This is a genomic window from Brevundimonas sp. (genome assembly GCF_044336875.1).
GTDB lineage: Bacteria > Pseudomonadota > Alphaproteobacteria > Caulobacterales > Caulobacteraceae > Brevundimonas.
Genome location: NZ_JBIIOP010000017.1, coordinates 54,062 through 70,311 on the forward strand (window position 1 = coordinate 54,062; position 16,250 = coordinate 70,311).

The 16,250-nt window shown below is 67.6% G+C and carries 16 protein-coding genes and 1 pseudogene; 8 read left to right on the forward strand and 9 right to left on the reverse strand.

Features of this window, described 5'->3' with window-relative positions; all coding sequences use genetic code 11:
- Nucleotide 1: 1 nt before the first annotated feature.
- From pcaH to pcaC, 5 genes are read left to right on the forward strand one after another with little or no spacing between them, the layout of a single operon-like run.
- Complete coding sequence (gene pcaH / locus ACIQ1T_RS15810) at nt 2-706, forward strand: protocatechuate 3,4-dioxygenase subunit beta (protein WP_395945511.1); 705 nt, start codon at nt 2-4, stop codon at nt 704-706.
- A gap of 2 nt (nt 707-708) precedes the next feature.
- On the forward strand, nt 709-1,347 hold the full coding sequence (pcaG, locus tag ACIQ1T_RS15815; RefSeq protein WP_395945512.1) for a protocatechuate 3,4-dioxygenase subunit alpha: 639 nt from the start codon (nt 709-711) through the stop codon (nt 1,345-1,347).
- 16 nt (nt 1,348-1,363) lie between these two features.
- Nucleotides 1,364-2,698, forward strand: coding sequence for a 3-carboxy-cis,cis-muconate cycloisomerase (locus ACIQ1T_RS15820; protein WP_395945513.1), 1,335 nt, complete (start codon nt 1,364-1,366; stop codon nt 2,696-2,698).
- A gap of 1 nt (nt 2,699) precedes the next feature.
- Nucleotides 2,700-3,482, forward strand: coding sequence for a 3-oxoadipate enol-lactonase (pcaD, locus tag ACIQ1T_RS15825; RefSeq protein ID WP_395945514.1), 783 nt, complete (start codon nt 2,700-2,702; stop codon nt 3,480-3,482).
- A gap of 2 nt (nt 3,483-3,484) precedes the next feature.
- Nucleotides 3,485-3,862: a 4-carboxymuconolactone decarboxylase gene (pcaC, locus tag ACIQ1T_RS15830; protein ID WP_395945515.1), complete on the forward strand. Its 378-nt coding sequence runs from the start codon at nt 3,485-3,487 to the stop codon at nt 3,860-3,862.
- Nucleotides 3,863-3,987: 125 nt separating this feature from the next.
- On the opposite strand, the gene ACIQ1T_RS15835 is transcribed toward pcaC, so the two are convergent.
- Both ACIQ1T_RS15835 and ACIQ1T_RS15840 read right to left on the reverse strand, forming a co-directional pair.
- Nucleotides 3,988-4,581 carry a flavodoxin gene (locus ACIQ1T_RS15835; RefSeq protein ID WP_395945516.1) on the reverse strand — a complete coding sequence of 198 codons (594 nt, stop codon included), beginning with the start codon at nt 4,579-4,581 and terminating at the stop codon, nt 3,988-3,990.
- Between the two features lie 20 nt (nt 4,582-4,601).
- Nucleotides 4,602-6,056 (reverse strand): MFS transporter, encoded by a 1,455-nt coding sequence (locus ACIQ1T_RS15840; protein ID WP_395945517.1) that lies wholly within the window; start codon nt 6,054-6,056, stop codon nt 4,602-4,604.
- A gap of 140 nt (nt 6,057-6,196) precedes the next feature.
- Here ACIQ1T_RS15840 and ACIQ1T_RS15845 point away from each other — a divergent pair, with 140 nt between their 5' ends.
- Nucleotides 6,197-7,123 carry a LysR family transcriptional regulator gene (locus ACIQ1T_RS15845; protein ID WP_395945518.1) on the forward strand — a complete coding sequence of 309 codons (927 nt, stop codon included), beginning with the start codon at nt 6,197-6,199 and terminating at the stop codon, nt 7,121-7,123.
- On the opposite strand, the gene ACIQ1T_RS15850 is transcribed toward ACIQ1T_RS15845, so the two are convergent.
- Nucleotides 7,120-8,274, reverse strand: coding sequence for an aldo/keto reductase (locus ACIQ1T_RS15850; protein WP_395945519.1), 1,155 nt, complete (start codon nt 8,272-8,274; stop codon nt 7,120-7,122). The two genes, ACIQ1T_RS15845 and ACIQ1T_RS15850, sit on opposite strands and share 4 nt — an antisense overlap.
- 433 nt (nt 8,275-8,707) lie before the next feature.
- On the reverse strand, nt 8,708-10,123 hold the full coding sequence (locus tag ACIQ1T_RS15855) for an aldehyde dehydrogenase family protein (RefSeq protein ID WP_395945520.1): 1,416 nt from the start codon (nt 10,121-10,123) through the stop codon (nt 8,708-8,710).
- A gap of 90 nt (nt 10,124-10,213) precedes the next feature.
- Between ACIQ1T_RS15855 and ACIQ1T_RS15860 the strand changes: the two genes are divergently transcribed.
- Nucleotides 10,214-11,107, forward strand: coding sequence for a LysR family transcriptional regulator (locus ACIQ1T_RS15860; protein ID WP_395945521.1), 894 nt, complete (start codon nt 10,214-10,216; stop codon nt 11,105-11,107).
- A 287-nt stretch (nt 11,108-11,394) separates the two neighbouring features.
- Here the strand turns inward: ACIQ1T_RS15860 and ACIQ1T_RS15865 are convergent, their stop codons facing one another.
- The 4 genes from ACIQ1T_RS15865 to ACIQ1T_RS15880 form a co-directional block, all read right to left on the reverse strand.
- Nucleotides 11,395-12,336 (reverse strand): aldo/keto reductase, encoded by a 942-nt coding sequence (locus ACIQ1T_RS15865; protein ID WP_395945522.1) that lies wholly within the window; start codon nt 12,334-12,336, stop codon nt 11,395-11,397.
- A gap of 144 nt (nt 12,337-12,480) precedes the next feature.
- Nucleotides 12,481-13,491, reverse strand: a complete 1,011-nt coding sequence (locus ACIQ1T_RS15870; RefSeq protein ID WP_395945523.1) for an NADP-dependent oxidoreductase — start codon at nt 13,489-13,491, stop codon at nt 12,481-12,483.
- Nucleotides 13,492-13,513: 22 nt separating this feature from the next.
- Nucleotides 13,514-14,605 carry an alkene reductase gene (locus ACIQ1T_RS15875; RefSeq protein WP_395945524.1) on the reverse strand — a complete coding sequence of 364 codons (1,092 nt, stop codon included), beginning with the start codon at nt 14,603-14,605 and terminating at the stop codon, nt 13,514-13,516.
- Nucleotides 14,606-14,642: 37 nt separating this feature from the next.
- A complete protein-coding gene (locus ACIQ1T_RS15880; RefSeq protein WP_395945525.1) occupies nt 14,643-15,422 on the reverse strand; it encodes an SDR family NAD(P)-dependent oxidoreductase in 780 nt (259 codons plus the stop codon).
- A 105-nt stretch (nt 15,423-15,527) separates the two neighbouring features.
- Between ACIQ1T_RS15880 and ACIQ1T_RS15885 the strand changes: the two genes are divergently transcribed.
- Entirely contained in the window at nt 15,528-16,094 is a 567-nt protein-coding gene (locus tag ACIQ1T_RS15885) for a TetR/AcrR family transcriptional regulator (RefSeq protein ID WP_395945526.1), read from the forward strand.
- A gap of 36 nt (nt 16,095-16,130) precedes the next feature.
- Here ACIQ1T_RS15885 and ACIQ1T_RS15890 read toward each other — a convergent pair.
- Nucleotides 16,131-16,250, reverse strand: a pseudogene (locus tag ACIQ1T_RS15890) (IS5/IS1182 family transposase); the annotation flags it as partial.

Below are 16,250 nucleotides of genomic sequence, written 5' to 3' on the forward strand. Positions count from 1 at the left end.
CATGGCCGATGTCATCGAATACTACCGCGAAGAGGACGGCGGCCATCCCGCCTCCCTGTCGCCCGGCTATCGTTCGACGGTCGCCCGCTCGCCGCGCCGCCCCCTGATCCACATGCCCCACACCCTGACCGAGGTCACGGGGCCGAAGGGCGTCTGGGACCAGCTGATGGGTCCGGCGGTCATGGACCTGACGAAACAGCACAAGGCCGAACCCCTGGGCCAGCGGATCATCGTCTCCGGCCGGGTGCTGGACGAGAACGGCCGCCCCGTGCCCAACACCGTCGTCGAGGTGTGGCAGGCCAACGCCGCCGGCCGCTACATCCACAAGAAGGACCAGTGGAACGCCCCGCTGGACCCCAACTTCACCGGCGCCGGCCATGTCGTCACCGACGACCAGGGCCGCTATCGTTTCGTCACCATCAAGCCCGGCGCCTATCCGTGGAAGAACCACCCGAACGCCTGGCGTCCGGAGCATATCCACTTCTCCCTGCTGGGCCCGGCCTTCGCGACGCGTCTGGTGACCCAGATGTATTTCCCCGGCGACCCGCTGATCGCCATCGACCCCATCTGCCAGGCCATTCCGGCGGCGGCGGTCGAGCGTCTGGTGTCGCGCTTCGACATCGAGACGACCGAAGATCACTACGCCCTCAGCTACATCTTCGACATCGTCCTGCGTGGACGCCACGCCACCCCGATGGAGGCCTGAGCATGGCCGGACAAACTCCCTGGCAGACGGTCGGCCCCTATTTCCACTACGGGCTGGCGTGGAAGGGCGGCGCGGATCTGATCGCGGTCGGCGACGACCTGGGCGCGCGGATGGACCTGATCCCCGAGGGCCACTACGTCCTCAATCCGAACGAAACGCATCGCGGCAAGGTCGCGGGCGAGCCCGTCGAGATTTCCGGCGTGGTCTACGACGCCGACGGCGCGCCCGTCGCCGACGCCATGATCGAGATCTGGCAGGCCAACGCCGCCGGCCGCTACGCCGATCCGCAGGACGACCGGACCGAACTGGCGCTGGACGACGGCTTCATCGGCTTTGGCCGTTCGGCGACCGACGAGGACGGTCTCTATCGTTTCCGCACCGTGAAGCCCGGACGCGTGCCCGGTCCCGGAAACAGCCTGCAGGCGCCGCATATCGCCGTCGGGGTCCAGGCGCGCGGCGTGATCAAACGCCTGTGCACCCGCCTGTATTTCTCGGACGAGGCCTCGAACGCCGAGGATCCGATCCTGGCCCTGGTTCCCGAGGATCGCCGCGCCACCCTGATCGCCACGCCGGTCGACGGCGGCTATCGGCTGGACATCCATCTGCAGGGGGCCGACGAAACGGTCTTCTTCGACGTCTGATCCGGGAGACGAGGGCGTGAGCGAACTGACGGGACGGCTGTTCGGCGAGCCGACGGTGGATACGGTCTTCGCCGACCGCAACCGCCTGGGCGCCATGCTGCGCTTCGAGGCCGCCCTGGCCCGGGTTCAGGCCGAGGCCGGTCTGATCCCGGACGAGGCCGTTCCCGCCATCGCCGCCGCCTGCGATCCCGACCTGTACGACATCGGCCAACTGGCCGAGGCGACACGCCTCGCCGGCAATCCGGCCATCCCCCTGGTCAAGGCCCTGACCGCCCGAGTGAAGGCGGCCTCTCCCGAGGCGGCCCGCTTCGTCCACTGGGGCGCCACCAGCCAGGACGTCATCGACACCGGACTGGCGCTGCAGATCGTCGAGGCCGACGCCGCCATGGCGCCGTTCCGCGCCCGGATCACGGCCGCCCTGACGACCCTGATCCAGACACACCGCGACACCCTGATGGCCGGCCGCACCCTGTTGCAGCACGCCCTGCCCACCACCTTCGGCCTGAAATGCGCCGGATGGCTGGACAGTATTCGCTACGCCGACCAGCGACTGACGCAGGCGGTGAACGCCGCCGCCCGCCTGCAGTTCGGCGGCGCCGCCGGCACCCTGGCCTCGCTCGACGACGCGGGCCTGCGGATCAGCGCGCCTCTGGCCGAGGCCCTGGGGCTGCCCGAGGCCGCCCTGCCCTGGCACGCGCGCCGCGAACGGATCGCCGATCTGGGCGCGGCCCTGGCCCTGCACATCGGGGTTCTGGGCAAGATCGGCCGGGACATCGCCCTGATGATGCAGACCGAGGTCGGCGAGACCTTCGAACCCGCCGCCGCCGGAAAGGGCGGCTCCTCCGCCATGCCGCACAAGCGCAACCCCGTCGGCACGGTCGTCCTCGCCGCCGCCGCCGCCCGCGCACCCGGTCTGGCCTCGACCCTGTTCGCCGTCCTGCCGCAGGAGCACGAGCGCGCCGTCGGCGGCTGGCATGCCGAATGGGAGGTCCTGCCCGACCTGTTCCGCCTCGCCGCCGGCGCCGCCAGCCATGCGGCCGAAATCCTCGAAGGCCTGGAGGTTGACGCCGACCGGATGCGCGCCAATCTGGACCTGACCCAGGGCCTGCCCTTCGCCGAGGGCGTGACCCTGGCCCTGGCCCCCGCCCTCGGCAAGGCCGAGGCCCACGCCCTGATCGAGGCCGCCTCAAAGACCGCCGTCGCCGAGCGCCGCCCCCTGATCGAGATCCTGAAGTCCCAGCCTCAGGTCGTCGCCCATCTGGACGACGCCGCCCTGTCCGCCCTGTTCGATCCGTCCCGCCGCCTGGGCGTCGCAAGCGGCTTCATCGACCGTGTTCTGAAGGACGACTGACGTGCCGACTGCCCTGACCGACGACGGCGTCGCCCTGTGGTGGACCCAGGACGGACCCGCCGACGCTCCCGTCCTGCTCCTGGCCAACTCCATAGGCTCGACGGCCGAGATGTGGGCGCCGCAGGTCGCGCCCCTGTCCGCGCGTTTCCGCCTGATCCGCTTCGACGCCCGCGGCCACGGCCGATCCGACGCCCCCGAAGGCGACTACAGGCTGGACCGTCTGGCCCGTGACATGGCCGCCGTCCTCGACGCCGCCGACGCGCCCCGCGCCCATGTCTGCGGCCTGTCGCTGGGCGGCGCGACCGCCCAGGCCTTCGCCCTCGCCTATCCCGACCGGATCGACCGCCTGATCCTGGCCAACACCGCCGCCCGGATCGGCTCTGCCGAAGGCTGGAGCCATCGGATCGCCGCTGTCCGCGCGGGCGGCATGGCGGGCGTCGCCGACATGGCCGTGGCCCGCTTCTTCGAAGCCGCCTTCATCGCCGCCCATCCCGAGATCGTCGACCCGGTCCGCGAGGCCCTGATCGCCACCCCCGCCCACGGCTATGTGGGCTGCTGCGCCGCCCTGCGCGACGCCGACCTGACCGACGCCGTCGCCGCCGTCGTCGCCCCGACCCTGGTGATCGGCGCAAGCCATGACGTCTCGACCCCGCCGGCCCAGACCCAGGCCCTGGCCGACGCCATACCCGGCGCGCGCCACATGGTTCTGGACGCCGCCCACCTGTCCAATCTCGAACAGCCCGACGCCTTCACCGGCGCCGTCCTCGCCCATCTGGAGGCCTGATCATGGATGAAGCTGAACGCCTCGAACTGGGCTTCAAGACCCGCCGCAGCGTGCTGGGCGACGCCCACGTCGATCGCTCCATCAAGAACACCACCGAGGTCACGGCCGAGTTCCAGGAGCTGATCACCCGCTACGCCTGGGGCACGATCTGGACGCGTGAGGCCATCGACCATCCGACCCGGCGGATGATGACCATCTCGATGATGATCGCTCTGAACCGGTCCGAAGAGTTGAAGCTGCACCTGCGCGCCGCCCTGCAGCACGGCATGCCGGTGGACCTGATCAAGGAGGTGATCCTCCAGTCCGCCATCTACTGCGGCGTCCCCGCCGCCAACGCCGCCTTCCACGACTTGGCCGAGATTCTGTCCGGCGACAAATGATCGAGGTCGACGCCGACGCGGCGTCGCTCTTTCGCTTGAAAAGCCAAAGACCGACGTTCGACGCGGCGATCTGTCTTTGCGGCTCGCTCGACATCGGTTGAGATCGTGAGGGCCGGGGTGACGGCTCAGTCGGAAGAGGAACGATCCAGCCATCCGCGCACCGCCGTCATGGTGCGCCGTTCCTGATCCGCCTCTATCACGAACGGCGCGTCGATGCGGGCGCCCGCGGCATGACGCGCGATGACGGCCTCGCTGTCGCCCGGACCGTAGCCGCCGTGGGTGATGAAGGGACGCAGATGCTTTCCCGTCATGTCGTGCCCCCTCAGGAAGGCGCGGATGACAGGCGGGGCCGTCCCGCCCCAGATCGGAAAGCCGAGATAGACGGTGCGATAGGCCTCGAAGCCCGGCGCCGATTCCGCGAGCGGCGGCGCATAGCCCCTGTCCCGTTCCTGCCGGGCCTGTTCGACCGTCTGCTCGTAATCTTCGGGATAGGCCTGGGCCGGACGGATCTCGAACAAATCCGCCGGCAGGTCGCGATGAAGCTGGCCGGCGATGACCCGGGTGTTTCCCGAACGGGTGAAATAGGCCACCAGCGTCGTCGCACCGGACGGCGGCTCACCGATCTCGGACTGGGCGCAGGCGGCCGTCGCTCCGGCGACCGACAGCAGGGCGGGCGCGCCGAGCAGGGTGCGGCGAGACAGGTCGGAGACGACGGGCATGGGGGGAAGCTCCTCGGCGCTCAGGCGACTTCCGACGCGCAGGCGGCGACGGCGGGGGAGACGCTGGACGTACGGGCCTTCGGCCGCACGATGGCGATCAGGGCGACAATCAGGGCCAGGCCGACCATCGCCGTGCCGGCTTCGAAGGCGAGTGTGAAATGATGGGACGTCAGGGCGACGCCGGTCAAGCCCCGCGAGCCGACGGCGGCGATGGCGACCAGCACGCTCAATCCCACCGAACTGCCGATCTGGTGGGCGACATTGACCGCGCCGGAAGCGGCCCCGACGTCGCCCTCGCCGACGCCCGACACCCCGGCGGAGGTCAGGGGGCTGAGCGTCAATCCCTGGCTGACGCCGACCAGCAGCATGGGCAGGGCGATGGAAACCAGATAGCCGGACTGCGGCGTGGCGCGGCTCAGCCAGGCCAGGGCGACGACGCCGACAACCAGCCCGACGATCAGCAGACGGTTGGGGCTGATGCGACGCGCCAGGCGTGGGAAGGCGATGGCGAAGGGCACGTGCAGAAGGGTCGCGGGCAGGAAGGCCAGTCCCGCCAGGGCCGGGCCATAGCCGCGTGCATCCTGCAGATAGAGGGTGGTGAAGAAGAAGAAGCCCACCATGGCCGCCAGATAGAGGATGCGCGCAACATAGGCGCCGCTGCGGACCCGGTCGGCGAACAGTCTGAGCGGCAGGATCGGATGGCCGGCGCGCCGCTCGTTGAGCACGAACAGCCCCAGCAGGACGACTGCGCCGCCCAGCACGACCAGGGTGACTGGATCGGCCCAACCGGTTTCCGCCGAGCGGATGAAGCCATAGACCAGACCGCCGATCCCGACGGTGGACAGGAGCGCGCCCGCCACGTCGAAGGCGCCGCGCTGGCGAGGCGTCTCGGCGATGTAGCGGCGCGCGGCCAGGATCAGACCCAGGCCGATCGGCAGGTTGATGTAGAAGCCGGCGCGCCAGGACAGGCCGTCGGCCAGCAGACCGCCGATGACCAGACCGACGGTGGCGGAGACCCCGGCGGCGGCGCTGTAGTACGAGACCGCGCGGGTCCGGGCCGGCCCCTCGGGGAAATAGGTCTGCAGCAGGGCCAGGGTGGACGGCGCCAGAATGGCGGAACCCAGACCCTGGATCGCACGCCATGACAACATCCACTCCGCTGAACGCGACGCCCCGATCGCCACCGACGCCGCCGTGAACACCGCCAGGCCGACAATGAACATCCTGCGCCGCCCCAGGATATCGCCGGCGCGAGCGCCCAACAGCAGAAACCCGCCGAAGGTCAGGGTGTAGGCGCTCTGCACCCAAGCCAGATTGTTCGCCGAGAAGCCGAGTTCGTTCTGGATCTTGGGCAGGCCGGTCAGCACGACCGAGATGTCGAGCACGATCATGACATAGCTCACCAGAATGACGGCGAGGATGATGTTGGGATGGGCGCCTGCCCGGTCTCGGCCCGATGGCTGTAGTGTGGTCATGAGGAATCCTTGCGGCCTGGGTCGGCCGAGGATCAAAAAGCCCCTGCGACGACGCGCCCTGTACGACGGCGAAGATAGGCCTCGCGACGTTTCGCGATTAGCCGCTATAATCCGCTTCTTGTCAGAAACGGGTCTAATGAATGTCGAGTGAGAATTTCAACGTCCTCGCCGCCTTCGCCGTGGTGGCTCGCGAGCGCAGCTTCACCCGCGCCGCCGCCCAGTTGGGCGTGTCCCAGTCCGCGCTCAGCCAGACCGTCAAGAGCCTCGAGGCCCGACTGGGCATCCGCCTGCTGACCCGCACGACACGCAGCGTGGCGCCTACCGAGGCCGGCGAACGGCTGATGCGGATCGTGGCCCCTCGCCTGGAAGAGATCGAACAGGAACTCGCCATCCTCAGCGAGTTGCGTGAAAAGCCGTCCGGCGTGATCCGCATCACGGCCGGAGAGCACGCCGCCTTCACCGTGCTGCAGCCGGCGATCAACCGCCTGCTGCCGGACTATCCCGACATCCGGGTCGAGATCATCGTCGACTACGGCCTGACCGACATCGTCGCCGAAGGTTATGACGCCGGCGTCCGCCTGGGCGAGCAGGTCGCCAAGGACATGATCGCCGTCCGTATCGCGCCCGACATGCGTGTGGCCGTGGTCGGCGCGCCATCCTATTTCGCCGACCGGCCAAAGCCCCTGGTTCCACAGGACCTGACCGCTCACAACTGCATCAACATCCGGATGCCCACCTATGGCGGGGTCTTCGCCTGGGAGTTCGAGAAGGACGGCCGCGAACTGCGGGTGCGGGTCGACGGGCAACTCGTCTTCAACAATATCGCCCTGCGTCTGGAGAGCGCCCTCCAGGGCCTGGGCCTGGCCTATCTGCCGGAAGACCATGCGGCCGAGGCGATCGCGGAGGGCCGGCTGGTGCGGGTGCTGGACGACTGGTGCGAACCCTTCCCCGGCTATCACCTCTATTATCCGAGCCGACGCCACACCTCGCCCGCCTTCGCCCTGTTCGTCGAGGCCCTGCGTTATCGCGCGCCGCGTCAGGGAGGCGACGCGCGACGGCCCGCCTAGGTCCGGGGCGCGGCTTCGACCCCGGACATCGCCTGGACGGCGTCAGGCAGGCGCGAGCCACGGATCTCGATGGCCGCGACAGCGGCGTTCAGTTCGGCGATCTCGCTCGACGTCAGCGCAACAGAGGCGGCCCCCGCATTGTCGCGCATGTGGGCCATCTGGGTGGTGCCGGGGATGGGCACGATCCAGGGCTTCTGCGCCAGCAGCCAGACCAGGGCGATCCGGGCGGGCGAGGTCTGTTTCCGCTCCGCCCAGGCCTTGACCAGGGCCACGAGCGCGAGGTTGTGGGGTAGGTTCTCGGGCGTGAACCGACCTTCGGTCTTGCGGAAGTCGCCGTCGGCGAACCGGGTCTGGGCGTCGATCGCACCGGCCAAGAAGCCGACAGCCAGCGGGCTCCAGGGCACGAAGCCGATGCCCAGTTCCTCGCAGGTCGCCAGAACCTGATCCTCCGGCCCTCGCCACAGCATCGAATATTCGCTCTGCACTGCCGTCAGCGGCTGTTCGGCGTGGGCGCGACGCAGGGTGTTCAGCCCCATCTCGCACATGCCCCAGTGCAGCACCTTGCCCTCCGCCATCAGATCCTTGACGGCGCCGGCCACGTCCTCAATCGGCACGGCGGGATCCACCCGGTGCTGATACAGCAGGTCGATGCGATCGGTCCGAAGCCGACGCAGCGAGCCTTCCACAGCCCGCTTGATATGGTCCGGCCGGCTGTTGCGCCCCGAACCGCGCACCCCGGTTTCCAGATCGATGTCGAAACCGAATTTCGAGGCGATGACGATCTGGTCCCGGAAGGATTCCGTCGCCTCGCCCAGGATTCGCTCGTCTTCGTGCGGGCCATAGGCCTCCGCCGTGTCGAAGAAGGTCACGCCCTGATCGAAGGCCGCGCGGATGATGGCGTGCATCTCGGGCCGATAGGGGACCGTGGTGGGATAGGTCCGGTGCATATTCTGGACGCCCAGACCGATGCTGGACACTTCCAGCTTTCCGAGCATGCGGCGGACGGACGGCGCCACCGCGCCCGACGCAGGCGAAGCCTGCACCTCTGCAGCCTTGGCCCTGGCGCCCGCGACCATCGGCAGGGCCGCCAGCCCCCCGGCCGAAAGGAGAAGCCCGCGACGCCCGAGCTCGATCTTCTGTTCCACCGCCATGACCTGCGCCTCCATCCGTTGCCGGAGAAGCCTATCGAGGCCGATCGCAGCAGATTAGCCGCATGGATCGGGATGGACTTAGAGGATCAGCTAATGAGTCACATGCCCATCGCACTGTGGCGGCCGCCGCCTTCCTCATGCCTTTGCTGATGGTCGAGGTCGTACGTCTCGTTCGGGATGACCAGAGTCGCGAGGCGGCCCTGACCGAAGGCCGTCGCCAACCTCAGCCACGCCCGGGGCTATGAGCGCGCAGGCGCCCGTCTTCATCTGGTGGTTCAGACGGGCGCTTCTCTGTCGATCAGTCGCAACCGGGCTGCGGCTGTTAAGGCGCATTTCGGCGCCAACGCCTCAAAAGGTCGAAGCCGGCGCGGATCGCGGGGTCGATTGCGGCAGGATCGCGTCTCGCATCCCGGGAATCAGACCGGACGCGGCCTCAGACAAGGACGGCCTTGGGCTCGAGGTGCGCCTCCAAACCAAAGACGCCGCGCTCCCGACCGACGCCGGACTGTTTGAATCCGCCAAATGGCGCGAGCGGCTCGTGCGGCGCGCCATTGATCACCACTCGCCCGGCCTCGAGCCGGGACGCAACACGTCTCGCGCGGTCCGTATCAGACGACAGCACATAGGACTGCAGGCCGTATGAGGTGTCGTTGGCGATGGCGATCGCCTCGTCCTCGGTCCGGTAGCCGATCACAGTCAGCACCGGTCCGAAGATTTCCTCGCGCGCGGTACGCATGGCGTTAGTCGCGCCGGAAAGCACCGTGGGCCGCACGAACCAGCCGCGCCGTCGGTCATCGGGTCGACCCTCTCCGCCGACCAGCAGGGTCGCGCCTTCGTCCTGGCCGAGCCGGATGTAGGACTGCACCCGGTCCCATTGCTTGCGACTGACCATAGGGCCGACGGAGACGGCCGGGTCGCTCGGGTCGCCCGCGCGGACCGCCTCGACCTCGGTCTTCAGCCGGGCGAGGACCTCGTCCATTCGTGTTTCGGGGACGAGGATGCGCGTGCCGGCGACGCAGGCCTGACCGCTGTTCATGAAGCCGGACGCCACCACGATGGGAATCGCCGCCTCAAGGTCGGCGTCGTCGAGGATGATCTGCGGCCCCTTGCCGCCAAGTTCCAGCGTGACCCGCTTCATCGTCTCGGCGGCCGCGCGCAGGATCGATTTCCCAACGGCGGTCGAGCCGGTGAAGGTGACCTTGGCCACGTCGGGATGCGACGCGAACTCGGCGCCGACCACGTCGCCACGACCGGTCACGATATTGAACAGACCGGCCGGCGCGCCCGCCGCGTGCAGGGCCTCGCTGATGACCTGGGTCTGGATCGCGCTCATTTCGCTGGGCTTGATCACGACGGTGCAGCCCGCTGCGATGGCGGTGGCCATCTTGCCGCAGATGAAGCTGGCGTTGCTGTTCCAGGGCGTGATGGCGGCGACGACGCCCAACGGCGTCATACGAACCTCGGCCCGGCCGATGGTCTGGTCGAAATCATAGGCCTCCAGGGTTTCCGCCGCTTCGAGAAAGGCGGTCGCAGCCATGCGCGCCATCCATTCGACCCGGCCGACGGGGGCGCCATATTCCTCGACGATAGCCGCGACCTGATCGTCGAAACGGGCCGCGACGGCATCGTGAAAGCGCCGCAGCACAGCGATCCTCTGGGCTTTGGTGGTCTGTGACCACATGGGGAAGGCGCGCTTCGCCGCCGAGATCGCGGCGCGGGCGTCCTCGACGTCGCCGAGTCGCACCGACCCGATGACGTCTTCGGTCGATGGATTGAACAGATCGAACCGCTCGGCGCCGTGCGGCGTCACGAAGGCGCCGTCGATATAGATCTGATGGATGTCGCGCATGATGAATCTCCTTGAAGACCCGATGTAGCGCTCGGGGATTGCCTGTATAAGGCAGCAAAAGCGGCGCACACTGTCCCGGAAATCAGATCAATGAACCGAAGCGGCCTGATCGAACTGGAAGCCGTGGTGGCCGTCGCCAAGCGCGGCGGGTTTCGCGCCGCCGCCCGGGATCTCGGCATGTCGTCGTCGGCCCTGAGCCACGCCGTCGCCAGTCTCGAGGCCCGGCTCGGCGTGCGTCTGTTCGACCGCACGACCCGCAGCGTCGCCCTGTCGGCGGCGGGCGAGCAGTTCATCGGCCAGGTCGCGCCGGCGCTCGGCCAGATCCATGCGGCCATCGAGGATGTCGACCAGCACCGCGACCGGCCCTCCGGCACGCTGCGCCTGAACACCGCGCTGGGCGCCGCCCGGATGATCCTGACGCCGCTGATCCTTGAATATCTGCGCCGTTATCCTGAGATGACCGTCGAACTGGTGACCGACAACCGGCTGATCGATCTGGTCGATGCCGGCTACGACGCCGGCTTCAGGTTGCAGGAGCACCTTCCCGCCGACATGATCGCGGTGCCGTTCAGCCGCAGTCTCCGTTCGATTGTCGTCGGTTCACCCGCCTATTTTGAAGGACGCGAGCGACCGAAAAGCCCCGGCGACCTCATGAACCATCTCGGCATCCGGATGCGCATGGCCTCCGGCGCAATCTATCGGTGGGAATTCGAGAGGCGCGGCGAAACCGTCGAGGTCGATGTCCCCGGCGTCCTGATCCTCGACGAGATGGTGCTCATGCACGAGGCGGTCTTGGCAGGGGTCGGCCTGCTGTTGATTACCGAGCAGACAGTCGCCGCTGACATCGCTGCGGGCCGGCTGATCCAGGTCCTCGACGACTGGACGCCCGCCTATCCGGGCCTGAGCCTCTACTACCCCGGCCGGCGGCACGCTCCGGCCAAGCTGCGCGCCTTCATCGATCTGGTGCGCGAGCGGGCGACTTAGCGAAAATCGAAAGTCGCCTTTCGGAACGATGTTCGAGTTCCGCGTGCGACGCATCCCCGCCACCCAGACCCACCGGGACCCGAGCAGGTCTTAGCCGTTTCTGAGCAGGTGTTAGGTGTTTTCGACAAAAGTGTCGGGACCACTTAAGACCTGCTCACTCCGGGCCCGCAATCGCTGGGTTCTAGAAATTTGACCACTTAAGCTGACCACTTAAGAGCTGCTCAAAATGGGGCTGGACCACTTAAGACCTGCTCAGCTCGCGGCAGTCGTCGAGCATCCACCGGATTCTAAATCGCGCTTGCAGCGTCGAGGCGTGCAAACTGCTCGGCCGAAAGAACGATGTCGGCCGCACCGAGATTGCTCAACGCCTGCTCCAACGTACGGGGGCCGATGATCGGCGTCGCACCGTGTCCCATCGCCCAGGCGATCGCGACCTGATCGGGGCTGGCCCCCATTTCCTGGGCGACCTCCAGCACTGCATCGACCGTCGCCGAGCGGACTGCGCTGTTCTCCGCCTGGAAGACGCGACCGCCGAAGCCCTCTTTCCGGCCGGTCTCACCCTTGCGATATTTTCCGGTCAGAACCCCGCCGCCCAACGGCGACCAGGTGACCGGCGCAATGCCCAATGCACGACAGGCGGGAAACAGGTCGGCCTCGGGTTGGCGATGAACCAGACTATGCTCGAACTGCGCCCCTGCGATCGGCACGGCGCGTGTCAGTTCCGCAAGCGTAGCGGCGTGCGCCAGCCGCCAGGCCGGGAAATTGGACAGGCCCGCATAGAGAATCTTGCCGGTGCGCGCGAGATCGTCCAGGCCGCGCACGATCTCTTCGGACGGCGTCGCGGTATCGGGATGATGGACCCAGAACAGATCGATTCTGTCGGTCTTCAGCCGCTTCAGGCTGGCTTCGACCGAGGCGACCATCGCCTTGCGGCTGTTGCCCGTGACCAGACGGTTGGGCGCGGGCACGGCGCCGTTTGCGAACTTCGTCGCCAGCACGAAGTCCTCGCGTCGGCCCTGCAACAGGTCGCCGACGATCTCCTCGGACTGACCAAACTGGTAGACATCGGCGGTGTCGATGAAATTGCCCCCGGCCTCGGCATAGGCGTCGAATATCGTGCGCGCCGCATCGGTTTCGGCGCCATAGCCCCAACCCGTTCCAAAATTGCCCGTGCCCAGCGCAAGGCGGGAAAGCTGAAGACCGGTACGGCCGAACGTCGTGTATTGCATTGTCATGTCTCCGTTTCGGCCGTCAGGCGGCGAGGAACTGTCTGGCCTTCGCAAGAAAGGCCTCGTGATATTGGGCGCCGCCGCCGCGCTTGACGTGCTTCCGTGTCGGCGCGGCGGACCAGTCGTTCTGGACCGAAGTCATGATCAGCGTCCGTCCTTGAGACTGACGACGACCTTGCCCTTCGCCCGCCCGCTGTCGACATAGGCCATCGCGGCGTTGAGGTCCGCGAAGGGGAAGACGCGGTCGACGATGGGGCGGATCACGCCGGTCTCGATCAGATTTGCGATTCTGCCGAGTTGCTCGCCGTCGGCGCGCATGAAGAGGAACGAGTAGTCCACGCCCGCACGTTTCGCCTTGCGACGGATGCTTCCGCTCATCAGGCCCAGCACCAGACGCAGCACCGGGTTCCGGCCTAGCGCCTTGGCAAAGGCTGGGTCGGGCGGCCCCGAGATGGAGATCAGCCGACCGCCTGGCTTGAGCACCTTTAGCGACGCCTCAAGAGTCTTGGCGTCCAGGCTGTTCAGCACGACATCGTAATCCGACAGCATCGTCGAAAAATCCTGCGTCCTGTAGTCGACCACTACATCCGCGCCGAGACTGCGCACCAGATCGGCATTGGCCGCGCTGGTCGTGGTCGCGACGACGGCGCCCAAATGCTTGGCCAGTTGGACGGCGATGGTGCCGACCCCGCCCGATCCGGCGTGGATCAGGATCTTCTGCCCGGCCTTCAACTGCGCCCGTTCGACCAGAGCCTGCCAGACGGTCAGGGCGACCAGCGGCAGGGCCGCGGCCTCCTCCATCGACAGGTTCGCGGGCTTGAGAGCGAGATCGGCCCGGTTGACCGCGATACGCTCGGCGAAGGCGCCGATACGACCGTCGCGCGGACGCGCATAGACCGCATCCCCCGGCGTGAAGTCGCGCACATCGTCTCCGACCGCGATGACCACGCCGGCCAGATCGTGTCCCAGAACCAGGGGCGGCCTGTAGGGCAGGATCGGCTTGAACCCGCCGTCGCGAATCTTGCCGTCGAGTTGATTGAGTCCGACGGCGTGGACTTCGACCAGCACCTCGTCGGCGGCCGTCACGGGGTCGGGCATGTCGCCGAGGCGAAGCGCCTGCCCCTTGCCGTAGCGGTCCAGAATATAGGCCTTCATGGCGATGTTTCCCGACGGCCGGTTATATCGTCGCGTCGGCGGCGGCGGCCGGATAGTCGATGTAGCCTTTTGCGCCGCCGCCGTAGATCGTCGCGGGATCGATCTGCGCCAGCGGGGCCTCGGTCTTCAGGCGCTCGACCAGATCGGGATTGGCGATGAAGGGCCTACCGAAGGCGATCAGATCGGCCTCGCCGTCCGCCAGATGCGCTTCGGCGAGCGCACGGTCGAAACCGTTGTTGGCGATATAGGTGTTGCGGAACGCCTTGCGCAGCGCCGCGAAGTTGAACGGGGCGATGTCGCGCGGGCCGCCCGTCGCACCCTCGACCACATGGATATAGGCGATGCCCAGCTTATCCAGCTCGGCGACAATATAGTCGAACTGCCCCTGGGGATCGCTCGACGAGACGCCGTTGGCGGGCGAAACGGGCGACAGGCGGATACCCGTGCGGTGCGCGCCGATCTCCTTCGCAACCGCCGCCGTCACCTCGATCATCAGGCGCGCGCGGTTCTCGATCGAGCCGCCATAGCTGTCGGTGCGCTGATTGGCGCCGTCCTTGGCGAACTGGTCGAGCAGATAGCCGTTGGCGCCGTGCACCTCCACCCCGTCGAAACCGGCCGCGATCGCATTGGCGGCGGCCTGGCGGAAGCTGTCGATGACGCCGGGAATTTCGTCGAGAGCGAGGGCGCGCGGCTCGGAGACGTCGGCGAAGCCGTTGTTGACGAAGGTCTTGGCTTCCGCCCGGATCGCCGATGGCGCGACCGGGGCTGCGCCGCCCAACAGATCGACATGACTGACCCGACCGACGTGCCAGAGCTGCACGAAGATGCGCCCGCCCTTGGCGTGGACCGCATCCGTCACGACGCGCCAGCCGGCGATCTGTTCGGGCGTATAGAGGCCGGGGGTGTCCTGATAGCCCTGCGCCTGGGGCGACACCTGCGTCGCCTCGGTGATGAGCAGACCGGCGCTGGCGCGTTGGGCGTAATACTCCGCCGCGAATTCGCTCGGCGTCAGCCCCGCCCCAGCGCGATTGCGGGTCAGCGGCGCCATGACGACGCGATTGGCGAGCGTCAGACCGCCCAGATCATAGGGCGAGAAAAGCGTGGTGTCGGTCATGGGAAATGAAGTCTTTGCGTAAAACAGCGTTCTGGGTTCAGGCGGCGTAGCGCGGCGCGGGCTGGGTCGCGCCGAAGCCCGGCAGCATCGCCCGGCGTGCGCCGTCGAACCCGTCCCACAGGGCGCCGTCGTGAAGCGGCGGGATGGTGACGCCTTCGCGCTTGTCGAACCCGACCAGGGCGGCGTCGACCAGATCGTCGACGTCCATCATCGGCGGCAGCTTCGTCTCGTCGGCGCCGGAGCGCCCCCACAATTCGGTGCGCGTGGCGGCCGGCACGACGGCCTGGACATAGACCCCCTTGGATCCGAGTTCGAGCGCCAGTCCCTGCGACAGGAACAGGACGAAGGCCTTGGTCGCGCCATAGACCGACATGCCCAGTTCCGGCGCCAGTCCGACGACCGAGCCGATATTGATGATTGCGCCGTCTCCGCGCGCCGCCAGGCGTGGCGCGACCGCGCTCGCCAGACGGGCGACCGAGGTCGCGTTGAGGATGATCAGCTGCGTGATCGCGTCCGCCGTCTGGTCGACGAAACCTCCGCCCAGGCCGGCGCCGGCGTTGTTCACCAGAGTACCGATCCGGTCGTCGTCTCGCAGTCGCGCCTCCACGGCCGCGATCTCGTCCGCCCGAGTGAGATCGGCGGGCAGGATGTCGATCGACACCCCCGCCTCTGTGCGCAGCTTGGCGGCCAAGGCCTCCATGCGCGCCGCATCGCGGGCCACCAGCACGAGATCGTGCCCGCGCCGGGCGAACCGATCCGCATAGGTGGCGCCGATGCCGGTCGAGGCGCCGGTGATGAGAATGGCGGGTTTGGTCATCGGATTGCCCTTTTGCGGCATGTGATTATATTCGTGATGGTCGTCGCGTTTAATTAAATGTGATGGCCATCATGAAAGTGTCAATGGGGCCGTGGAGTTTTTTCGATGAGGGTCAGCCGCGAGCAGATGGTGGAAAACCGGGCGCGCATCCTGCGAGAGGCCGGTCGCCTGTTTCGCGAGCAGGGTTTCGCGGCGGTGACGGTGGCTGACGTGATGAAGGCGGCCGGCCAGACGCACGGCGGCTTCTACAGCCACTTCGACTCCAAGGACGCCCTCATCGCCGCAACGGTCGCCGAGGCCCTGACGGGCGAAAGCAAGGGCATGGCCGATATCGAGGCCTGGACCGACGCCTATCTCTCGCCGCTGCACCGCGACCATCCGGCCCAGGGCTGCCCGACCGCGAGTCTGGCCGGCCTGATGCGTCAGCAGACGCCTGCGGCAAGGGTTGCCATGGCGACCGGACTGGAGGCGCAGCTGGCGCGGTTTACGGCTGCGCTTCCGGACGGCGATGAAGACCAGCGCCGCCGCGAAGCGATCGGCCGCTGGTCGGCCATGGTCGGCGCGGTCGTCCTTTCACGCGCGGTCGACGATCCTGAGTTGGCGGACGAATTGCTCGCCGGCACGCGCGCCTGGCTTGCGAGGGACGCCGCCCCATCCGGAGAGCCGACATGAATGTGACGCAGGAACTCTCCGATCTAGGTTCAGGACTCATAGCCAGAACAGGACGGTAGCGGCGAGGGCTATGGCGGACAGGAAGACGGTCGGGCAGCGGTCGTAGCGCATGGCGACCCTCCGCCAGTCCTTCAGCCTGCCGAACATGATCTCAAT